Raw genomic sequence first — 17,343 nt, 5'->3', positions numbered from 1 at the left:
TGAATACAGCAACAAACTTTGCGGTGCCAGAGATGCGCCGGGTGAAAACGATTCACTTTGTTGGCATCGGTGGCGCCGGTATGTGCGGCATCGCCGAAGTGTTGTTGAATCAGGGCTATTGCATCAGTGGCTCGGACTTAAAAAGCAGTGCTGTCACGCAGCGCTTGCAACAGCTCGGCGCGGAGATTTTTATCGGTCATCATGCTGATAATATTGCTCGCGCTGATGTATTGGTGGTGTCGTCTGCGATTGATCGTCAGAACCCGGAAATTCAAGCAGCCACTGAGCGCCGCTTGCCGATCGTACGACGCGCTGAAATGCTGGCGGAACTGATGCGTTTTCGCCACGGCATTGCTGTGGCTGGCACACATGGCAAAACCACCACCACCAGTTTGGTGACCAGTATTTTGGCGCAGGCCGAACTTGATCCGACCTTTGTTATTGGCGGCAAATTAAACAGTGCCGGCACCAATGCGCGCTTGGGTGGTAGTCGCTATTTGGTCGCCGAAGCCGATGAAAGCGATGCCAGTTTTTTGCATCTGCAGCCCATGGTGTCCATCGTCACCAATATCGATGCCGATCATATGTCGACGTATGACGGCGATTTTGAGCGGCTAAAAAATACCTTCGTTGAGTTTCTGCACAATCTGCCATTTTATGGCCTAGCGGTGGTATGTATTGATGACGAACACGTGCGCTCTATTTTGCCGGAAGTTGGCCGCCAGTATGTGACTTATGGCTTTGCCGACGATGCCGATTATCAGGCGTATGATTTGTCGCAGCAGGGCATGTACACCGAGTTTCATGTTCGTCGCCCTGGTGATCGCGCTGATTTATCAATTCGCATGCGCATGCCTGGGCGACACAATGTATTAAATGCCTTAGCTGCGATTGCCGTTGCCGACGACGAACACGTCAGTGACGTCGCCATTCAGACCGCGCTGGAAAACTTCGCAGGGGTTGGGCGTCGCTTTACTGTTGGGGCGGATATTCCGCTGCAACAGGGTTCGGTGATGCTGGTTGATGATTATGGTCATCATCCACGCGAACTCGAAGTTACCATTGATGCCATTCGCCAGGGTTTTCCCGAACGCCGCTTGGTGATGCTGTTCCAACCGCACCGCTACAGTCGCACACGAGATTTATACGAAGATTTTGTACGCATATTGTCACAGGTCGACGTGTTGCTGTTGATGGATGTGTATCCTGCCGGCGAAAAATTGATTGCTGGCGCCGATGGACGAGCGCTGTGCGGCAGTATTCGCCAGCGTGGCCAACTGGACCCAGTCTTTATTGCTCGTGGTGAAAACCTAGAGCCAGTGCTGACCAAGCATTTGCGCGCTGGCGATATTTTACTCACTCAGGGCGCTGGTGATATCGGCGCTGTGTCGCAGCAATTGATTAGTGATTTACCACAATGGTTGCAGGAGGTGCAGGCATGAAGCAGCTTGGCACCGTTGCGGTGATCAAAGGTGGCATGTCGGCGGAGCGCGAAGTCTCGTTAATGAGTGGTGCCGCTGTGGCACAGGCGCTGCGCTCGCGCGGTCATGACGTGATTGAAGTGGATATTCAAACCCACGCCATCGCCCAGCTGGCAGAATTGCAGTTTGATGTTGCGTTTATTGCTTTGCATGGCCGCGGCGGCGAAGACGGCACCATTCAAGGTGTGCTCGAATGGCTGGATAAACCCTATACTGGCAGCGGTGTGATGGGGTCGGCCATTGCCATGGATAAATGGCGCACCAAGCTAATTTGGCAGGCGGCGGGTTTACCAACACCCAGCTCTGTATTGCTGTCCGACACCAGTGACTGGCAAGCGATTATGGCGCAGCTGAATTTTAATGCCATCGTCAAACCAGCGCGGGAAGGTTCCAGTATTGGTATGCGTCGGGTGTCCGATGCCACCACCTTGGCCGACAGTTTTCATTTTGCCAGTCGCTACGACTCGCTGGTGATGGCTGAGCAGTGGGTGACAGGTAAAGAATTTACCGTTGCTTTGGTTGGCGACAATATTTTGCCCGCCATTCAGCTAAAAACACCGCACGCGTTTTACGACTACAACGCCAAGTATGAAGCCACGGATACCGAATACTTATTGCCTTGTGGATTAAGCGATGACAAGGAAAAAGAGCTGCAGCAATTGAGTCGCCAAGCATTTGAGTTGCTCGGATGCCAAGGGTGGGGGCGAGTGGATGTTATGCAAGATGAACAAGGTAAGTTTTGGCTATTAGAGGCCAACACCAGCCCAGGCATGACGGATCACAGTTTGGTGCCCATGGCCGCAGCGGCGGTCGGGAAAAGTTTTGCCGAGTTGGTGGAAGACATACTGACGCTGGCATTGGAGCGGCAATATGGCTGATGCAACGGGGTGGCGTAAGCGTAAAGAGGCACCGCCAAAACGCGGAGCGACGCCCGTGGTTGAAAAGCAACGACGTCGTATCCATTGGCCCAAGCTTCCGCATATTGTCATGCCTTGGCGTACGATTGCCGCTATTACCGTGGTGACCTGTGTCGGCGTGTTTATTAATATCAGTTATCGCTACTGGCCAATTACTGATGTTGTCGTCGATGGGCGTCTGTCGGTGCATTCGCCACAAGACATTGCTCGACAGTTATTGTGGTTAAAACAAGAATCATTTTTTAGCGCCGATCTCAGTCGTGTACAGCGGGAAGTGTCGGCTTTGCCATTGATGTCGGCGGTGGCCGTGAGTAAGCAATGGCCTGCCAGTGTGTTGGTTAGAGTACAAGAAGCCGTACCAGTGGCGCGCTGGAACGATAACGAATTGCTCGATTCAGCCGGTTTAATCAGCACTCGGCCGGATGCGTACCAAGCGGATAGTTTGCCGCAAATACGGGCGCATGCACGCTACGCAGATTTGGCGGCGCGCAGTTATCGTCTAATTCAACAAGTGCTGTTAGAGCGACAGGTGACCATTCAGCAGTTGTTGGTCAGTAGCAGTGGTTCTATTTCTGCTGAGTTGAGCAACGGTTGGCGTGTGGCGCTGGGACAAAGTTATATAGAACAACGATTAACGCGCTTAGCGCAGCTGCTGGATCATTTACCAGCACCGCAAGTGGCGCGATTGGATTTGCGTTACGGCAAAGGGGCGGCCATTGCTTGGCGTCAGGAGGAGAGAGAATCATGAGCCAAACAGCGGAAAACACCATGTTGGTCGGCCTGGATATCGGTACGTCGAAAATTGTGGCCATCGTTGGCCAGCTGGACAGCTCCGGCAATATTGAAATTGTTGGCTTGGGCACCAGCCCCAGCCGCGGGTTAAAAAAGGGTGTGGTGGTTAATATTGAGTCCACCGTGCATTCGATTCGCCGTGCGGTAGAAGAAGCCGAGCTGATGGCGGGCTGTCGAATTCACAGCGTGTATGCTGGCATTGCTGGCTCTCATATTCAGTCGATGAATTCCAATGGCATTGTTGCTATCCGTGATCGAGAAGTAACCGAAACCGACATCGAGCGTGTGATTGAAGCCGCACAGGCAGTCGCCATTCCGCGTGACCAGCGTATTTTGCACGTACTGCCACAGGAATATGTGGTCGACAATCAGGAAGGCATTAAAGAACCCGTCGGTATGTCCGGTGTGCGCTTAGAAGCCAAAGTGCACCTAGTAACCGGTTCGCAAAATGCGGTGCAAAACATCGAGCGCTGTATTCACAAATGCGATTTGCAAACCGATGCTGTGATACTTGAGCAATTAGCGTCCAGTTATGCAGTGTTGACCGATGACGAGCGCGAGTTGGGTGTGTGCATGGTGGACATCGGTGGCGGCACCACCGACATTGCCATTTTCACCGAAGGTGCGATTCGTCATACGGCGGTGATTCCCATTGCGGGTGATCAAGTCACCAACGACATCGCCATGGCGGTCAGAACACCAACTCAGCATGCGGAAAAAATCAAAATAAAGTATGCCTGTGCGCTGACGCAGTTGGCAAAAGCCGACGAAATGATCAAAGTTCCAGATGTCGGTGATCGTCCGCCACGAGATTTATCGCGACAAGCATTAGCGGAAGTGGTTGAACCGCGTTATGACGAATTATTTACCTTAATCCAGGCTGAATTGAGACGCAGTGGCTATGAGGATTTGGTTGCAGCCGGTATTGTTCTCACCGGTGGTACCGCCAAAATGGAAGGTGTGGTGGAATTAGCGGAAGAAATCTTTCATATGCCAGTGCGTTTATCACGCCCGCAAGGTGTGAGTGGTTTGACGGATGTGATCAATAACCCCATTTATTCGACGGCGGTTGGTCTATTACTGCACGCGGCCAAACAACAAGAACTACCCGTGACAAATAGTCAACCGGAAGACAGTGAAAAAGGCACTTTCGGGCGCTTGAAAGAATGGATAAAAGTGAATTTTTAATATTAAATTATAAACGCACGGCGAAGGAGATCAGGCAATGTCTCAAAGAGAAGGGGATATGTTCGAATTAGCGGACGACATTCAACAATCAGCGGTGATCAAAGTCGTCGGCGTTGGCGGCGGTGGCGGTAATGCGGTTCAGCATATGGTCGATCACCACATTGATGGTGTCGATTTTATTTGTGCCAATACCGATGCACAGGCGCTTCGCAATGTGCATTCACGTTCCATTATTCAACTTGGCGGTGATTTGACCAAGGGATTGGGTGCAGGTGCCAACCCGGATATTGGTCGTCAAGCCGCGATTGAAGATCGCGAGCGCATCGCTGAAGCCATTGGTGGTGCGGATATGGTGTTTATTACTGCCGGCATGGGTGGCGGTACTGGCACTGGCGGTGCACCCGTGGTGGCTGAAGTTGCAAAAGAACTCGGCATTTTAACCGTTGCCGTTGTTACCAAGCCTTTCCCGTTTGAAGGTCGCAAGCGTATGACCATCGCCGACCAAGGCTTAAAGCAACTGAGTGAACACGTCGATTCTTTAATCACCATTCCAAATGAAAAGCTGCTGGCGGTGTTGGGCAAAAACACCTCGCTGCTGGATGCGTTTAAAGAAGCCAACAATGTTCTGCACGGTGCGGTGCAGGGAATTGCCGATCTGATTACTCGCCCAGGTATGATTAACGTCGACTTTGCCGACGTGCGTACGGTGATGTCAGAAATGGGGCAAGCCATGATGGGCACCGGCTCGGCTACTGGCGACAACCGAGCACGTGAAGCGGCCGAAGCGGCTATTGGTAGCCCGCTGTTGGAAGATGTCGATTTGCAAGGTGCGCGTGGTATCTTGGTGAATGTGACGGCAGGCTTTGACTTGTCCTTGGGTGAATTCTCAGAAGTGGGCAGTGTGGTTGAGGAGTTTGCCTCCGAAAATGCCACCGTGGTAGTTGGCACGGTTATTGATCCTGATTTGTCAGACGAGCTGCGTGTCACTGTGGTCGCGACGGGTCTGGGTAGTGCCGAAGCGGCTGTGGCCGAACCGCCCAAAACCGAGGTCGTAGTGGACAATACTCAGCGCCAAACAGAGGCGGTGACCGAGTCTAGACGGTCGGAACGGACTGTTGCAGCAGCTCAAACGAGTGGCAACACAGCACGGCAAGCAGAGGTTAACTCCAAGCCAGATATGGATTATTTGGATATTCCAGCGTTCTTGCGCCGTCAGGCAGACTGATTTGGCGCACTAGCGCGGCTTGAAAGAGTTGTTATAATGCCAGCCGTTTAAAAGTTGTGTAAAAAATACTCAGGAATGGCAGGAATGTCCGTATGATTCGACAGCGAACCTTAAAGAACACCATCCGCGCCACCGGCGTTGGCTTGCACTCGGGTGAAAAAGTTTACCTGACCTTAAAGCCGGCGCCGGTCAACAGCGGCATTGTGTTCCGCCGTGTCGATATTGATCCCGCTGTGGATATCCCGGCTCACGCATTGAATGTCGGTGACACCACTATGTCGACCACGCTGGTGAAAGAAGGCGTCCGTGTGGATACCGTCGAGCACCTATTGTCGGCCATTGCAGGTTTGGGCATTGATAACGCTGTTGTGGAACTGAGTGCGGAAGAAGTGCCGATTATGGATGGCAGCTCTGGCCCGTTCGTATTCTTGCTGCAGTCAGCAGGGATTCGCGAGCAGGACGCGCCGAAACGTTTTATCCGCATTAAAAAGAAAGTTGAAGTCCGTGATGGCGACAAAGTAGCTAGCTTCTTGCCCTACGACGGCTTCAAAGTGAGCTTTGAAATCGACTTTGACCACCCCGTGCTGCGTCAGAGCATTCAAAAGGCCAGTCTGGATTTCTCATCGACTTCGTATGTAAAAGAAGTCAGTCGCGCTCGGACCTTCGGTTTTACCAAGGATCTCGAGTACATGCGCTCGCAAAACCTGGCGCTGGGCGGCAGTGTGAAGTGCGCCATCGTTGTGGATGATTACCGGGTGTTAAACGAAGACGGTCTGCGCAGCGATGACGAGTTTGTGAAGCACAAGATACTCGATGCTGTCGGCGATCTGTATTTGCTGGGGCACAGCCTGATTGGTGAGTTTGTCGGATACAAATCCGGCCATGGACTCAACAACTGCTTGCTGCGTGAGCTGTTGGCCTGCGAAGACGCTTGGGAGTTTGTCGAGTTTACCGAGCAAGAAGCGCCAATCGCCTACATGAGACCCGCTGCTGCCGGTTAATGCGTTGCAATCAACGCTGATTTGAGTATTCTCTCACAAAGGCCATACTGAGGTATGGCCTTTGTTGTATCTGAGTGGTCGCCACTCTATTTGTGATGAGGAAGCGTCAGCACACCTGACCCAGATGGTATGAACATCATTATCGTCGGACGCCGACATGGTGAATCCAAGACCCTAACCCTGAGCACTACGGCCAAAACCATGATGCTGGGTTTGCTATTTGCATTGCCTTTTGCAATGGGAAGCGGTGGGTATTGGCTGGCGCAACATCTGGCCGACGAAGGCATCCTGGATCTCAATACCGCCAAAGCTTGGGAGCGTGACCTGGATCACCAGCGTCAGCAGCTGCAGCAAATCCGTGAGCAAACCGGCCAAGAACTTGATGCTCTGACACTGAGGCTAGCCGAGTTACAGGCTCGACTGGTGCGTCTGGATGCTTTAGGCGAGCGCCTGATCGATGTTGCCGACCTGCAGGGTGAAGAATTTGATTTTGGCGTCGCTCCGGCGATGGGCGGACCCGGTGAGTTAGGCCAGTCCTATCAATCTCCAGAAATTAACGATGTTTTAGATCAACTGGCAGCCAGCATCGACAGCCGTGAGCAACAGCTTGAGGTGCTGGATGATCTGATGTCGGCGGACAAATTTAATAAGGCCACGTTTGTCGCTGGCCGACCAATCACGCGTGGTTGGATGTCCTCCCGCTATGGCAATCGTACCGATCCATTCACCGGGCGCCCTGCTTGGCATGCTGGCGTCGACTTTGCCGGTAAAGATGGCGCAGACATTGTCGCCGTCGCGGCAGGTGTGGTGACTTGGTCAGGGGATCGTTTTGGCTATGGCAACATGGTCGAGCTGAATCACGGCAATGGGTATAAAACCCGTTACGCGCATTGCAAAGAGCTAAAAGTCGACGTTGGCGATGTTGTGCGCAAAGGCGATGTAATCGCCTTAATGGGTTCCACTGGTCGCTCGACCGGCCCCCATGTTCATTTCGAAGTGTATAAAAACGGCCGCACGGTCGATCCCGCCGCTTATATTCACCGCCGTCCTCGCTGACGTGAGCCGGTTCAATACGCTTGTCATCATTCTGGGTTATAAGTAGCCTTTACCGGTTTTCGGCATAGCGCTCACAGGCTGGCTCTGGCTAGTCGACCCGGCTCGCTCTTTTCTGTTTGGACTACAACAACACCATGATAGGTACTTTTTTTCGTAAGCTGGTTGGCAGCAAAAACAACCGCGAACTGAAACGTATGGGCAAAGTCGTTGCCCGCATTAATGCACTTGAAGAATCGCTACAGTCGCTGGATGACGCAGCACTGGCGGCCAAAACTGCAGACTTTCAACAGCGCTTGAGCGCCGGTGAAAAGCTCGATGCGTTACTGCCGGATGCTTTTGCCGTCTGTCGTGAGGCCAGTCGCCGCGTGATGGGCATGCGCCACTTTGATGTACAGCTGATTGGCGGCATGACGCTGCACGAAGGTCGTATTTCTGAAATGCGCACCGGTGAGGGTAAAACCCTGGTGGCGACTCTGCCGAGTTATCTCAATGCGTTGACCGGCAACAGTGTGCACGTGGTGACGGTGAACGACTACCTGGCTCGACGCGATGCCAATTGGATGCGTCCGCTGTTCGAATTTTTGGGTTTGTCTGTTGGTGTGGTTGTGCCCGGTCAAAGCAGCGATGAAAAGCGTGAAGCCTATCAGTGCGACATCGTTTACGGCACCAACAACGAATTTGGTTTCGACTATTTGCGCGACAACATGGCGTTTTCCATCGATGACAAAATGCAGCGCGATTTGAGCTTTGCCATTGTCGATGAAGTGGACTCTATCTTAATCGACGAAGCCCGTACGCCGTTGATTATTTCTGGCCCGGCCGAGGACAGCTCAGAACTGTACAAGCTGATTAACCAGCTGATTCCTCGTATCGAGCAAGGTCAAGTTAACGAAGAAGATGGCACCATGAGTGGCCATTTTGTGGTGGATGAAAAGCAACGCTCGATCGAGTTGACCGAAGAAGGCCACGAGTTCGTCGAAGAGCTGCTGACCGAAGCAGGTGCGCTGAAAGATGGCGAAAGTTTATACGCCACTTCGAATTTGAATATGTTGCACCATGTTCATGCCGCGCTAAAAGCGCACGCCGTGTATCAAAAGAACGTCGACTACATCGTTCAAAACGGTCAGATCGTTATTGTTGACGAGCATACCGGGCGTACCATGCCAGGTCGTCGCTGGAGCGAAGGTCTGCACCAAGCCATCGAAGCCAAAGAAGGCGTTAATATTCAGCCAGAAAGCCAAACCCTGGCTTCCACCACCTTCCAGAATTATTTCCGTTTGTACGGCAAACTCGCCGGTATGACGGGTACTGCCGATACCGAAGCGTTTGAATTCCGCCAAATTTATGGTCTGGACGTGGTGGTGATTCCCACCAACAAACCGATTCAGCGTATCGATTATAACGACGTCATTTACGCCTCACAGCGTGAAAAATACGATGCGGTGGTGGAAGAAATTCGCCAAGTGATCGCTGAAAAGCGTCCGGTGTTGGTGGGTACGGCATCGATCGAATCGTCGGAGTACATTTCTCAAGTACTGCAAAAAGCCAAGGTCCCACACAACGTTCTGAACGCTAAAGAAAACGATCGCGAAGCGCAAATTATTGCCGACGCCGGTCGCCCTGGCACCGTTACTATTGCCACCAACATGGCCGGTCGTGGTACCGACATTGTGTTGGGGGGGAGCTGGGAAGCGGAAATTGCGGCGTTGGACAATCCTACTGACGAGCAAATCGCTAAGATTAAATCGGACTGGCAGCAACGCCATGATGCCGTGTTAGCAGCCGGTGGCCTGCATATCATTGGTACTGAACGGCACGAGTCGCGTCGTATCGATAACCAGCTGCGTGGCCGTGCAGGGCGCCAGGGCGATGCGGGTTCCACGCGTTTCTTCTTATCGTTAGAAGACAACCTGATGCGCATCTTTATGTCCGAGCGTATGCGCAACATGATGCACGCTCTGGGCATGAAAGACGGTGAATCCATCGAACATAAAATGGTCACCAACGCCGTTGAAAAAGCACAACGTAAAGTGGAAGGCCGTAACTTCGATATTCGTAAGCAACTGCTGGAATACGACGACGTTGCCAATGACCAGCGCCGCGTTATTTACGATCAGCGCAACGAGTTAATGGCTGCGGAAAACATTTCCGACGTCATCAGCAATGTTCGTGTGGACGTGGTGAATCGCGCGATCGATGGTTTTATTCCTCCACAAAGTTTGGAAGACCAGTGGGACATCGCTGGGCTGGAAGCCGAGTTGAAATCGGAATTTGATGTTGAGTTGCCAGTGCAGTCGTGGCTGGACAACGAAGACAAACTGTACGAAGAAACCCTGCGCGAGCGGATTTTGGCGGCGGTGACCCAAGCCTACGAAGAAAAAGAAGCGGCGGTAGGCTCGGAAGTGATTCGTACCTTCGAGAAGCAGGTCATGCTGCAAATCGTCGACAACCTGTGGAAAGAACACTTGGCCACTATGGATCACCTGCGCCAAGGCATTCACTTGCGTGGTTACGGCCAAAAGAATCCTAAGCAGGAATACAAGCGTGAGTCGTTTGAGTTGTTCCAACAGCTGTTGAACAACATCAAGCATGACACCATTCGTATTTTGTCCCACGTCAAAGTCCGCCAGGAAGACGACGTGCGTGAAATGGAAGAGCGTCGTCGCGCTGAGGCCGAAGCACAAGCCGCTGCGGCTCAGTACCAGCACGAAAGCGCCAGCGCTATGGGTGAAGAGGACTCTGCGGTAGACGACGATGCGGCGCAACCCTTTGTTCGTGACGAGCGGAAAGTCGGACGCAACGAAGCCTGCCCATGTGGCTCGGGCAAAAAGTACAAGCACTGTCACGGTAAGCTGTCGTAGGAAATCGTATGGCCGTTAATATTCGTCGCTTTACTGACTATCTGCCGATCGCGGGTGTTCGACTGGGCGTTGCTCAGTCGAACATGCGTTACCCTGAGCGTGATGACATGGTCATCATCGAATTGGCCGAGGGCAGTCAGTGCGCGGGCGTATTTACCCGCAACGCCTTTTGTGCCGCCCCGGTCTCTGTGTGTCGACAGCACTTGCAGCACTCTACGCCGCGCTATTTGCTGATCAATACCGGCAATGCCAACGCCGGTACCGGTGAGCAGGGCTGGCAGGATGCATTGCAGTCGTGTCAGCAACTGGCCGAGGCCGGTCAGTGTGCGATGGAGCAGGTATTACCATTCTCCACCGGTGTGATTGGCGAGCCCTTGAACATGACGGCCTTTGAGCGCGGTATTCCAGCGGCGCTGCAGGATCTGAGTGACGATCACTGGGATCGTGCAGCAGCGGGCATCATGACCACGGACACGGTACCGAAAGGCTACAGTCAGCAGTTGGTGATCGCCGGTGAAACGGTAACCATTACCGGCCTTTCCAAAGGTGCGGGCATGATCAAACCCGATATGGCGACCATGTTAGGCTTTATCGCTACCGACGCCAGCATCGATGCGGTCTTGCTGCAACGTTGGTGTGGACAGTTGGCCGACAGCTCCTTCAACCGCATTACCATCGATGGTGATACCTCAACTAACGACTGTTGCATGCTGATAGCCAGTGGCCGTGGTGGATTGCATATTGACCGTGATGACAGTCCGGGAGCGGATGCTTTATTTGCCGCTCTGAAACAGGCGTTTCAGGTATTGGCACAAGCGATCGTGCGTGACGGAGAAGGGGCCACCAAGTTTGTGACGTTGCAGGTCAATGGCGCTGCTCAGCCACAAGAAGCGTTGGATGTGGCTTACACAGTGGCACACTCGCCGCTGGTAAAAACGGCGATGTACGCTTCTGATGCAAACTGGGGACGCATCCTGGCGGCTGTTGGTCGCGCTGGCATTGATGATCTGCAAGTCGATCAGGTGAATATCTTCCTCAATGACGTACAGATCGTCGAAAACGGCGGTCGTTGTGCCAGCTACCAGGAAGAGCACGGCGCAGCGGTGCTGGCGCAAGCAGAGTTTCTGGTGCGCATTGAACTGGGCCGAGGTGATTGCAGCGACACTCTGTGGACGTCCGACTTGTCCCACGAGTACGTATCTATTAACGCGGATTACCGATCCTAATGAAGCAGGTTCATGTTGCTGTCGCGGTTGCTTGCGTCAATCAGCGCGACATTTTGATTGCCAAACGCCCGGATGACAAACACCAGGGCGGTTTGTGGGAGTTTCCCGGCGGTAAAGTGGAAGCCAACGAAACTGTGCCGCAGGCGCTGAAACGTGAGCTGGACGAGGAGGTCGCATTACCGACCTCTGAGTCGAACATGGCGCCGCTGCTGCAGATTCCATTTGAATACCCTGATAAGCACGTCTTGCTGGATGTGTACTGGGTTGAAGTCGGCATCAACGATGCCCTGCTGGCGCATGGCGCGGAAGGTCAGAAAGTACGCTGGGTAGCAGCGGAAGAGCTGGCACGCTTCGACTTTCCTGCGGCCAATGCCCCCATACTGACTGCTATCCAGCAGCACCTGGCGGTTACCAGTTCGTAAACGGCCACACCATCAGCGCTAATACCAGAGCAATGGCGATGGCCACCGCTATGTGGTCGGCCGGTCGCTGCTGCACACGCTGCCAAAAAGGCACGATGGGTTGTTGGCTAAACTCTTGCTGTAAGCGCTCCGAGCGTTGCTGTTGGTAGTCATCGATGACCGCTCGGGCGTCATCAAAAGCGTCCTCATCTTTCAACCAGATTGCAGCCACCGACAACCCCCAACGCCCAGCGTGGGTTTCGTAGGTATCAAACTCTTCCAGAAGTGCGCGCACTTCGTCGGCTTCGCTTTCGTCAACGCCATTCAGGCGGAACAGCAGTTTGGCCAAAGGGGCCTCCCACTTACAACAGATGTTCAGTCAGGCCAGGCGGTGAAATAGTTCGATGCAAGCCGCCGTTCAGCGCTTGCGTCTGATCAAACATTTGCCGACACTGGCAGAAAAATTACAACGATAAAAACGCTGCCACTTTCTCACCATGAGCAAAACATTACCAGATCAAATCGCCGATTTGCTGATCGCGCTGATTTTCACCGAGGACCTCAACGCCGGTGACAAACTGCCACCAGAGCGCCATCTCGCACAGCTGTTAGACGTCGACCGCACGTCGTTGCGTATGGCGCTACGAATGTTGGGGCGGATGAACGCCATCACCAGCATTCAGGGCTCTGGCATTGTGGTGAGCGATTATCGCACTGACGTTGGCCTGGATTTCCTCGACAACCTGTATCGTATCCCCGAGCTGGAATTGGGCAGTGACTTGCTACTGGCGGGGTTGGAGCTGTTCAACCGCGCCATTCCCACAGCCTTGCAGTTGGCGTTAGAGCAGCGCTTTCGCTCGCCGGACGTACCCGACGACAGTGTGCTGACCGAACTGGTGCGTGATCTCTATGACGGCGTATTGGACGGACAACCAGCCGAGTTGCTGGCACAACAGGAAGTGGCGGTGATCGATCAACTGATGGTGGCCACCGGAAACCAGGTACTGCAAGCCTCGGCCATCAGCTCACGGCGCATTCGTATTCAGTTGGTCACGCGAATGTACGAGTTGATCGATGCACCCGCGCATTTACAGCGCATGGTCGGTTTTATGTTGCGCTGCGCCGAGCAACCACAAGATATGCAAGGTTTGATCGCTGAATACCAAGCCTACATTGATGAGCTGACGCAGCCGTTACGGCAAGATCTGGCCAGCAGGCCTGCCAAGCCTCGCTTGCTGCGCTCGCCGTTGCAAAACGGCCGTAACATTGTCAGTTTGAAGGGACTGCTGTCAGTGCCTGAGTCCGCTGTTGGCGCCGTGCCACTAGCAGAATAATGGCGCTCAACAAATACAGCGGCCACAGCCCCCAAATCATATAAGGCGTCATCCCTTGGCGCATTTCTGCACTGGCCGTGAGGGTGGCGACTTGCTCGAACGGCAGTCGCTCGACGATTTCCCCATCGCTGTTGATCAATGCTGTGATGCCGGTATTGGTGGCTCTCAGTACATAGCGCTGGGTTTCCAATGCTCGCATTTGCGCCAGTGCCAAGTGCTGTTTTGGGCCTAACGAGTCACCAAACCAAGCGTCGTTGCTGACGGTGATCAGCAGGTCTGCGTTGCTCGCATTGCGCCGCACTAAGCCGGGATAGGCAATCTCGTAGCAAATAAACGGCGCCAGCAGGAACAGAGACTCTTCGTCGCCGTTTTGTTGGCGAACCAGCAGTGGCGGCTGATAAGCATCACCGGCCAGAAAGCTGGACATTTCTAGGTCGAAAAATGGAATCCAGCCGCGAATCAGGTTTTCTAACGGTACGTACTCACCAAAGGGCACCAAGCGCTGCTTGTGGTACATGCCCTGGCCATTGCCGATGGCCACCACGCTGTTGTGATATTGGCCAGCCAACTCGGTACCGGGTGGGTGCCGGTAGGGAATGCCGGTGATGATGGTGGTATTGTGCTGCTGCGCTTCCTCCGCTAAGGCATCCATGTAGGGGCGGAAACGATCGTAGAGCAAAGTCATCGCTGTTTCTGGCCATAGAATGACGTCGGACTGCCACAGTTGACGACTTTCGCCGAAATAAGTGGCGATGGTTGGCTCAATTTGCTCACGCTTCCATTTCAGCTCCTGCGGTACATTGCCTTGTACCGCACTGACTTGCAGCTCACCGCTACGCTGCGTCCACTCCACGCCCTGTAACCAAGCACCCATTGGCCACAGCAGCAAAAACAGCAGGTAGGCAGGCTGTCGTTGGCGCCAGCCCTGCGACAGTGACGTTACAGTGAGCAGAACGATAAAAGACAAACCGTAGCTGCCCAGCAGCGGTGCCCAGCCTGCCAACCAAGTGGCAAGGTGTGCATCGCCAACAAACAGCCAGGGAAAGCCGGTCATAAACCAGCTGCGAAACCATTCATGCAGAAACCAAAACACCGGAAAGGTCAGCCACGCCAATGTCTGGCCAAACCAACGTTGACGAGCAGCCATCCAGGCGGCAGGAAAGGTCGCCAGAAAGGCTGCAAACACGGCCACCATGGGGATGGCGAGCCAAGCCGGCGTGCCGCCATGGTCATGCATGCTCACATAGACCCAGGATACACCGGCGCCAAACTGGCCCAAGCCATACCACCAGGTGCGCACAAAGGCTTGGCGCGCCGTGCTGCAAGAGGTTAACTGCCAATACAGAATGGCGCCGCTCAGCAGCCCCAAAGGCCACCAGAACAGTGGCGCCAGAGCCAGAGGAAACATGGCACCGGCGGTGGCTAACACCAAATAGGAGAACCAGGAGGTGTTGCACCAGCCGCGTGTCATGACAAGTTTCCGTTAGGGTAGGTTATTCAGGTTGCTCGTCGGCCTGACGTTCCAGTTCGACCACGTGCAGCAGGTTGATGCGTCGGCTGCAGCCATTGACCACTTTAAACTGCCAGCGATCGATGGTGATGGCCTCGTTGCACTCCGGCACCCGGCCGAAATGATGCACCACAATACCACCAATGGTATCGAACTCGCTGTTAGCGAACTCGGCGCCAAAGTGCTCGTTAAAGTCTTCAATCGGCGTTAGCGCCTTGACCATGCAGGTGTCGTCGTCCATCACCTTGATCAGACTGTCCTCGTCATCAAAGTCGTGCTCGTCTTCGATCTCGCCGACAATTTGCTCCAGCACGTCTTCAATCGTAACCAGCCCGGCGACGCCGCCAAACTCGTCCACCACCAACGCCATGTGGTTGCGCGTAGCGCGAAACTCTTGCAACAGCACATTCAACCGCTTGCTTTCAGGCACAAAGGTGGCTGGGCGCAGAACGTCTTGCACGCGAAAGCTATCGCGCTGATCGTTGAGAATTTGCGGCAGCAGATCCTTGGCCAGCAAAATGCCCACCACTTCGTCTTGATCGTCGCCCAACACTGGAAAGCGCGAGTGCGCTGACTCGGTGATTTTTGTCAGAGCGTCGCTCAAGGCTTCGTTGATGCTGATGGACGTCATCTGCGCGCGCGGGATCATAATGTCCCGTACCTGCATGTCTGATACCTGCAAGGCACCTTCGACGATGGTCAGGGTTTCGGTGTCTACGATGCTGCGCTGGGCAGCTTCTCGTACGATTTCTTTGATGTCCTGACGACTTTGTGGATCGTCAGAGAACAGGTCGGTCAGTTTTTCCAGCCAGCTCTTAGGCTGGCCGCTCGATCGGTCTTCGCTCATGAGGCCTCATCAAGGTAAGGATCGGGAAAACCCAGTGATGCCAAAATCTGGCGTTCCAGGCCTTCCATTATCTCCGCTTCGTCGTCCTTTATATGGTCGTACCCCAGCAAATGCAAGCAGCCGTGCACAATCATATGAGCCCAATGGGCCGATGGCGTTTTGCCTTGCTGGTCGGCTTCTTGCTCGACCACTGCTACGCAAATGATTAAGTCGCCCAACAGCGGAATTGGCACCTCTGGCGGTGCTTCAAACGGGAAGGATAAGACATTGGTCGGCTTGTCTTTTCCGCGATATTGCAAGTTGAGCGCTTGGCTCTCATCTTGCCCAACCAGACGCACTGTCAGCTCTGGTTCCTGCAGTTCACAATGCTGAGATAACACCGCATCGACCCAGTGTTGAAACTGCTCCTCACTGGGCAGCGGATAGCGCGACTGCAGCTCTTCAGCCAGTTGTAAATCGAGCTCAGCACTCATGACGGGTCATCCTGTTTGCGACGCTCGCGTTGCTGTTGTTGCTCTTCGGCCTCGTGGCGATCGTAAGCGTCGACAATGCGCTGCACCAAGGGGTGGCGCACCACATCTTTGTTGCCAAAACGGGTAATGCCAATGCCATCAACGCTGTCGAGCACACTCAGGCCATGCTTGAGTCCGGAGTAAACGCCACGCGGTAAGTCGACCTGAGTCACGTCACCTGTGATCACGGCTTTGGAGCCAAAGCCGATGCGCGTCAAAAACATCTTCATCTGTTCTTTGGTGGTGTTCTGGCTTTCGTCGAGAATGACAAATGAATGGCTCAGGGTGCGACCACGCATATAGGCCAGAGGCGCCACTTCAATCACATTGCGCTCCATCAGCTTCGCCACTTGGTCGAAGCCGAGCATTTCATACAAAGCGTCGTACAAAGGGCGCAGGTATGGGTCGATTTTCTGTGCCAGATCGCCTGGCAAAAAGCCCAGTTTTTCACCAGCCTCCACCGCCGGGCGCACCAGCAATAGGCGTTTCACTTCGTCGTGCATCAGCGCTTCGACCGCCGCTGCAACCGCGAGAAAGGTTTTACCCGTGCCGGCAGGTCCGATGCCGAAGTTCAAATCGTGCTGGCGAATGCGTTCCAGATAGTCGATTTGTGAGGGGCTACGGGCTTTGACTTCCAGTTGTGGGGTGCGCACGCTGTTGCTCTGTCGTTGACGACCATGGCGAGCCTGCGCAGCGTGGCTGGCGTCTTCCTGCAAAAACAGATGAATCAGCTCTGGCGTGATTTCCGTACCATTGTGCGTTTCTTTGTACAGTCGTTGCAGTAAGCGCGACGCACGAGTGGCTGCGGCTGCTGGCCCCTCAATGGTGAACTGATTGCCACGGTTGTAAATTTCTAACTGAAAGTGCTGGGCGATTTGATGCAGGTGGCCATCGAGATGGCCACACAGATTTGCCAAGCGCAGAGCGTCGTCTGGCTCCAATGAGAACTGAGTAGACGGCGTTTTATGGGCAGTGTGCTCGCTCAAGAGAAT

16 protein-coding genes are annotated in these 17,343 nt (G+C 53.9%); 11 read left to right on the top strand and 5 right to left on the bottom strand.

What is annotated here, in order from left to right; all coding sequences use genetic code 11:
* Window positions 1-32 precede the first annotated feature (32 nt).
* The 10 genes from murC (at window position 33) to mutT (ending at window position 12,169) form a co-directional block, all read left to right on the top strand.
* Complete coding sequence (gene murC / locus CHH28_RS00300; protein WP_199244053.1) at window positions 33-1,442, top strand: UDP-N-acetylmuramate--L-alanine ligase; 1,410 nt, start codon at window positions 33-35, stop codon at window positions 1,440-1,442.
* The gene (locus CHH28_RS00295) at window positions 1,439-2,359 is read left to right on the top strand and encodes a D-alanine--D-alanine ligase (protein WP_094058436.1); all 921 of its coding nucleotides are present in this window, start codon (window positions 1,439-1,441) and stop codon (window positions 2,357-2,359) included. The genes murC and CHH28_RS00295 overlap by 4 nt, the downstream gene beginning before the upstream one ends.
* Window positions 2,352-3,146: a cell division protein FtsQ/DivIB gene (locus tag CHH28_RS00290; RefSeq protein ID WP_094058435.1), complete on the top strand. Its 795-nt coding sequence runs from the start codon at window positions 2,352-2,354 to the stop codon at window positions 3,144-3,146. Before CHH28_RS00295 ends, CHH28_RS00290 begins: the two co-directional genes overlap by 8 nt.
* Window positions 3,143-4,378, top strand: a complete 1,236-nt coding sequence (gene ftsA, locus CHH28_RS00285; RefSeq protein WP_094058434.1) for a cell division protein FtsA — start codon at window positions 3,143-3,145, stop codon at window positions 4,376-4,378. Before CHH28_RS00290 ends, ftsA begins: the two co-directional genes overlap by 4 nt.
* A 58-nt stretch (window positions 4,379-4,436) precedes the next feature.
* Complete coding sequence (ftsZ, locus tag CHH28_RS00280; RefSeq protein ID WP_094058433.1) at window positions 4,437-5,603, top strand: cell division protein FtsZ; 1,167 nt, start codon at window positions 4,437-4,439, stop codon at window positions 5,601-5,603.
* Window positions 5,604-5,695: 92 nt separating this feature from the next.
* Complete coding sequence (gene lpxC, locus CHH28_RS00275; RefSeq protein WP_094058432.1) at window positions 5,696-6,604, top strand: UDP-3-O-acyl-N-acetylglucosamine deacetylase; 909 nt, start codon at window positions 5,696-5,698, stop codon at window positions 6,602-6,604.
* A 129-nt stretch (window positions 6,605-6,733) separates the two neighbouring features.
* Window positions 6,734-7,660 carry a M23 family metallopeptidase gene (locus CHH28_RS00270; RefSeq protein ID WP_094058431.1) on the top strand — a complete coding sequence of 309 codons (927 nt, stop codon included), beginning with the start codon at window positions 6,734-6,736 and terminating at the stop codon, window positions 7,658-7,660.
* Window positions 7,661-7,794: 134 nt separating this feature from the next.
* The gene (secA, locus tag CHH28_RS00265; RefSeq protein WP_094058430.1) at window positions 7,795-10,521 is read left to right on the top strand and encodes a preprotein translocase subunit SecA; all 2,727 of its coding nucleotides are present in this window, start codon (window positions 7,795-7,797) and stop codon (window positions 10,519-10,521) included.
* An 8-nt stretch (window positions 10,522-10,529) separates the two neighbouring features.
* Window positions 10,530-11,747, top strand: coding sequence for a bifunctional glutamate N-acetyltransferase/amino-acid acetyltransferase ArgJ (argJ, locus tag CHH28_RS00260; RefSeq protein ID WP_094058429.1), 1,218 nt, complete (start codon window positions 10,530-10,532; stop codon window positions 11,745-11,747).
* A complete protein-coding gene (gene mutT, locus CHH28_RS00255; RefSeq protein WP_094058428.1) occupies window positions 11,747-12,169 on the top strand; it encodes an 8-oxo-dGTP diphosphatase MutT in 423 nt (140 codons plus the stop codon). Before argJ ends, mutT begins: the two co-directional genes overlap by 1 nt.
* Here the strand turns inward: mutT and CHH28_RS00250 are convergent.
* Window positions 12,156-12,497, bottom strand: a complete 342-nt coding sequence (locus CHH28_RS00250) for a DUF6164 family protein (protein WP_094058427.1) — start codon at window positions 12,495-12,497, stop codon at window positions 12,156-12,158. The two genes, mutT and CHH28_RS00250, sit on opposite strands and share 14 nt — an antisense overlap.
* A 148-nt stretch (window positions 12,498-12,645) precedes the next feature.
* Here CHH28_RS00250 and CHH28_RS00245 point away from each other — a divergent pair, with 148 nt between their 5' ends.
* Window positions 12,646-13,482 (top strand): FadR/GntR family transcriptional regulator, encoded by an 837-nt coding sequence (locus CHH28_RS00245; RefSeq protein ID WP_094058426.1) that lies wholly within the window; start codon window positions 12,646-12,648, stop codon window positions 13,480-13,482.
* On the opposite strand, the gene lnt is transcribed toward CHH28_RS00245, so the two are convergent.
* From lnt to CHH28_RS00225, 4 genes are read right to left on the bottom strand one after another with little or no spacing between them, the layout of a single operon-like run.
* A complete protein-coding gene (lnt, locus tag CHH28_RS00240; protein ID WP_094058425.1) occupies window positions 13,418-14,953 on the bottom strand; it encodes an apolipoprotein N-acyltransferase in 1,536 nt (511 codons plus the stop codon). The two genes, CHH28_RS00245 and lnt, sit on opposite strands and share 65 nt — an antisense overlap.
* A gap of 22 nt (window positions 14,954-14,975) precedes the next feature.
* Window positions 14,976-15,839 carry an HlyC/CorC family transporter gene (locus CHH28_RS00235; protein WP_094058424.1) on the bottom strand — a complete coding sequence of 288 codons (864 nt, stop codon included), beginning with the start codon at window positions 15,837-15,839 and terminating at the stop codon, window positions 14,976-14,978.
* The gene (gene ybeY / locus CHH28_RS00230; protein WP_094058423.1) at window positions 15,836-16,312 is read right to left on the bottom strand and encodes an rRNA maturation RNase YbeY; all 477 of its coding nucleotides are present in this window, start codon (window positions 16,310-16,312) and stop codon (window positions 15,836-15,838) included. Before ybeY ends, CHH28_RS00235 begins: the two co-directional genes overlap by 4 nt.
* The gene (locus CHH28_RS00225; protein WP_094058422.1) at window positions 16,309-17,337 is read right to left on the bottom strand and encodes a PhoH family protein; all 1,029 of its coding nucleotides are present in this window, start codon (window positions 17,335-17,337) and stop codon (window positions 16,309-16,311) included. Before CHH28_RS00225 ends, ybeY begins: the two co-directional genes overlap by 4 nt.
* Window positions 17,338-17,343 lie beyond the last annotated feature (6 nt).

Source organism: Bacterioplanes sanyensis (assembly GCF_002237535.1).
Lineage (GTDB): Bacteria > Pseudomonadota > Gammaproteobacteria > Pseudomonadales > Oceanobacteraceae > Bacterioplanes > Bacterioplanes sanyensis_A.
This window is presented reverse-complemented; position numbering and strand designations above follow the sequence as displayed.